This is a genomic window from Candidatus Sulfotelmatobacter sp., from assembly GCA_035498555.1.
In the GTDB taxonomy this organism is placed as follows: Bacteria; Eisenbacteria; RBG-16-71-46; order RBG-16-71-46; family RBG-16-71-46; genus DATKAB01.
Genome location: DATKAB010000059.1, coordinates 1 through 3,651, shown reverse-complemented (window position 1 = coordinate 3,651; position 3,651 = coordinate 1). Strand labels below are relative to the sequence as shown.

Annotated in this window: 5 protein-coding genes and 1 riboswitch; of the genes, 4 read left to right on the top strand and 1 reads right to left on the bottom strand. The window is 67.9% G+C overall.

Going from position 1 to position 3,651, the window contains the following annotated elements; genetic code table 11:
• A partial coding sequence (locus tag VMJ70_05475) for an alpha/beta hydrolase (GenBank protein ID HTO90562.1) occupies positions 1-516 on the top strand: 516 nt, incomplete at its 5' end.
• Positions 517-585: 69 nt separating this feature from the next.
• Here VMJ70_05475 and VMJ70_05470 read toward each other — a convergent pair.
• On the bottom strand, positions 586-1,656 hold the full coding sequence (locus VMJ70_05470; protein HTO90561.1) for a branched-chain amino acid aminotransferase: 1,071 nt from the start codon (positions 1,654-1,656) through the stop codon (positions 586-588).
• A gap of 238 nt (positions 1,657-1,894) precedes the next feature.
• Between VMJ70_05470 and VMJ70_05465 the strand changes: the two genes are divergently transcribed.
• The 3 genes from VMJ70_05465 to VMJ70_05455 form a co-directional block, all read left to right on the top strand.
• The gene (locus VMJ70_05465) at positions 1,895-2,782 is read left to right on the top strand and encodes an alpha/beta hydrolase (protein HTO90560.1); all 888 of its coding nucleotides are present in this window, start codon (positions 1,895-1,897) and stop codon (positions 2,780-2,782) included.
• Positions 2,783-2,830: 48 nt separating this feature from the next.
• Positions 2,831-2,894: riboswitch (Fluoride riboswitch) on the top strand.
• Positions 2,895-2,956: 62 nt separating this feature from the next.
• Entirely contained in the window at positions 2,957-3,334 is a 378-nt protein-coding gene (gene crcB / locus VMJ70_05460) for a fluoride efflux transporter CrcB (GenBank protein ID HTO90559.1), read from the top strand.
• 10 nt (positions 3,335-3,344) lie between these two features.
• A partial coding sequence (locus VMJ70_05455) for a DUF190 domain-containing protein (GenBank protein ID HTO90558.1) occupies positions 3,345-3,651 on the top strand: 307 nt, incomplete at its 3' end.

The window sequence follows — 3,651 nt, the reverse complement described above, 5'->3', positions numbered from 1 at the left end:
ATCGCGGTGCTCGAAGCCAAGGCGCATCCCGAGCGGATGCGCGGCCTGGTGGCGATCGACGCCAGCATGCGCTCGCCGCTCCCGGTGCCCGATCAACAGAAGCCCGCGTTCTTCCAGTTCGTGGACGAGAACTACGACACGTTCCTGAAGACGGTGTTCAACGCGATGGGCCGCGACTCGGCGCAGGGCATCGAGATCTACTCCAAGGCCTCGCTGGTCCCCGCGGGTGTCATCAAGACCTACGTGCGGCACCTGCTCGATGTGGACGAGTCGGGCGTGGCGCGCGCGCTCACCGTGCCGACGATGTACATCGGCTCGTCGCGCGCGTGGGCCGACACGGCGTCGTGGGCGTCGGTCGCGAAGTTCCGCGGATGGGATGGCGCGGCGCAGGTGAAGTCGATGCGCATCGCCAACAGCGGCTACCTGATCATGGCCGATCAGCCGGATTCGCTGGCCGCCGCGATCTCGAGCTTCGCGCAGGACGTGCTGAGCCGGCAGCCGATGGCGAAGAAGTAGCCGCGCCCGAGAGCAAGCGAAAGGGCGCGGGTCCTTCGACTCGCGCCCTTCGAGTTCCTGCCGAAGCTTCTAGCCGATATCCACGACCCAGCCATGGCGATCCGGCAGCACCCCGCGCTGGATCTGGGAGATCGTGTCGTAGAGCTTCTGCGCGACCGGGCCGATCTTGCCCTCGTTGATGCCGAGCCGGGTGCCGTCCCAGGCCAGCTCGCCGACCGGCGAGATCACCGAGGCGGTGCCGCAGCCGAACACCTCGCGGAGCGCGCCCTTCTTGTGCGCGTCGAGCAGCTCGTCGAGTCCGACGCGCCGCTCGCTCACCTTCATGCCCCATTCGCGCGCCAGCGTGATCACGCTGTCGCGCGTCACGCCCGACAGGATGCTGCCCTCGAGCGCCGGCGTCACCAGCTCGTCGCCGAGCAGCACGAACAGGTTCATCACGCCGACCTCTTCCAGGTAGCGATGCTCGATCGCGTCGAGCCACAACACCTGCGAGTAGCCGCGCTTCTTGGCCTCGTCGGCCGCCAGCAGGCTGGCCGCGTAGTTGGCGCCGGCCTTGACCGCGCCGAGTCCGCCGTGCGCGGCGCGCACGAAGTCGCGTTCGACCCAGATCTTCACCGGCGCCAGGCCTTCGGCGTAGTAGGCCCCGACCGGCGACAGGATCACGAAGAACAGGTAGCGATCGGACGGGCGCACACCCAGGAACGGCTCGATCGCGATCAGCGTCGGGCGGATGTAGAGCGAGGTACCCGGCGACGACGGCACCCAGTTGCGGTCGCGCTTCACCAGCTCGGTGATGGCGTGCTGCATGAAGCCCGGATCCACCGACGGCATGCACAGCCGCTTCGCACCTTCCGACATGCGGTGACAGTGACGGTCGGGCCGGAATAGCAGCACGCGTCCGTCCGCGGTGCCAAACGCCTTGAAACCCTCGAACATCGCCTGCCCGTAGTGGAACACCGCCGCGGCCGGGTCCAGCGTGATCGCGCCGTAGGGTTCGATCCGCGGACTGTGCCAGCCTCGATCCTTCGCGTGCTCCATCACGAACATGTGGTCGGTGAAGATGCGACCGAAGCCAAGCTCCGACTCCGGCGCGTGCGGCCGAGGATGGGTGGTCGCGTGCACGGTGATGGACTGGATCATGAGAGTCTCCCGGGTTCGGGCGCTCGCCTGCGGCGCGGAACCCCGAAACTGTCCCACACTGCTGCTGCCGCTGTCACGTTCGGCCGGCTGAACGACATTCGGCCGGAGGGGCTCCCCGCCCGCTCTGGACGCGGCCCGGAGCGGGATTGGCGCATTCGGCACGACCCGCTGAAAACGATTGCAGGCCGCACTGAAGCCTGCGTCCCGCATCGCCGATAACCGATCGGTGACCCCTCCCATGCGCTCCCGAAGCCCGGAAACCACTCTGCTCAGCGGCATCGTGATGGCGATGCTGGTGGTGCTGCTGATGCACTCGGCGAAGAGCTCGCGTCCGCCCGCGGCCAGCGCCAGCTACACGCTCGGCCACGGGCCGACCGTGGTGCTGGTGCACGGCCTCGGCAGTCGCATCGAGCACTGGCTGCCCACCGCGCGAATTCTCGCGCCCGACTATCGTGTCGTGCTCGCCGAGCTTCCCGGCCACGGCGAGACCGCGCTGAACGAGCCGCTCACGCTCGAGCGCGCGGCCTCGTCGCTCGAAGCCGCGATCGCGCGCGAGGGCGCGGGGCCGGTCACGCTGGTCGGACATTCGCTGGGCGGACTGGTGGCGGCCCAGGTGGCGCTCGATCATCCCGAGCAGGTCCGCTCGCTGGTGCTGGTCGAGACCGCGCTGATGCCGGCCATGAACGATCTCGAACGGCGCGCGATGCAGGTGCAGCTCGAGGGCAACTACGACGGTCTGGTGCGCAGCGCCTACATGGCGTTCGGCCGCGACTCCGCGCAGGGCGCGGCGCTCGCCGCGGAGGCGGCCACGGTCGATCCCGCGGTCATGAAGGCGTGGATCCATCTCGCGCTCAACACCGATCTCAGCCAGCAGGTGTCGGCCCTCAAGGTTCCCACCACGGCGGTGTTCTCGGATCGCACTTGGCCGAACGACGAGACCTGGGCCGACAACGCGAAGGATCTTGGTCTTCAGCGCATTCCCAAGCTGAATCCGGTGAGGATCGCGGGTTGCGGCCACTTCGTGATGCTTGATCGTCCCGACGAGCTGGCGCGGGTGATCGCGCACGCCGCCGAGAGCGCGAGCGAGCCGGTTGCGGTCGCCGCGGCGAGCCGCTCCTCGCGCTGACCCGGTGCCGGGTTTCGGCGCCGCCCGCGACCTGCTAGGCTTCTCCCCGCAGCAGAAGGCGATGGAGTTCGCCGGAAACCGCCCAGACCGGGCTGATGACTCCTACCGAAATGGTGGGAGTTTTTCTTTTTTCGTGACGTCAGGAGTTCTTCTTTCTGCGCGGAGGATCCCGGGTTGGAAAAACTGCTCTGGGTGGGGATCGGTGGATTCGTCGGCTCGGCCCTGCGCTATGGACTCGGCGGATGGCTCGCACGGTTGAAGAGCGGCTGGTCGTTCCCGATCGAGACGCTGGTGATCAACGTGACCGGCTGCCTGGTGATCGGGTTCCTGGCCGGCATCGCTGAGACTCGCGGCGTGTTCGCGGGCACCACGCGCGCGTTTCTCTTCATCGGCGTGCTCGGCGGATACACCACGTTTTCGACCTTCGGCTACGAATCCTTTCAGCTCCTGCGCGACGGGCAGATCACGACCGCGGTACTTTCGGTCGCGCTGCAGGTGACGCTGGGGCTCTCGGCGGTGTGGGCGGGCGACGCGCTCGCGCGGTTGATCTGAGGAGGCGAACATGACGCTCCCCGAAGAAGGCTGCCTGCTTCGCATTTTCATCGGCGAAAGCGACAAGCACGAGGGCAAGCCCCTCTATGAATGGCTGGTGCTGCAGGCGCGCTCGAGCGGGCTCGCCGGCGCCACGGTGCTGCGCGGCATCGAAGGATTCGGCGCGCACAGCCGGCTGCACACCGCCAAGATCCTGCGGTTGTCGGAGGACCTGCCGATCGTGGTCGAGATCGTGGACACGCGCGAAAAGGTCGAGGCGTTCCTGCCGGTGGTGGACCGTGCGGTGGGCGAGGGGCTGGCGACCGTCGAGCGGGTCG

What these genes read in the sequence shown, in the direction of transcription:
- VMJ70_05470 (HTO90561.1), bottom strand. Translation starts at nt 1,656, where the DNA reads ATGATCCAGTCCATCACCGTGCACGCGACCACCCATCCTCGGCCGCAC.
- VMJ70_05465 (HTO90560.1), top strand. Translation starts at nt 1,895, where the DNA reads ATGCGCTCCCGAAGCCCGGAAACCACTCTGCTCAGCGGCATCGTGATG.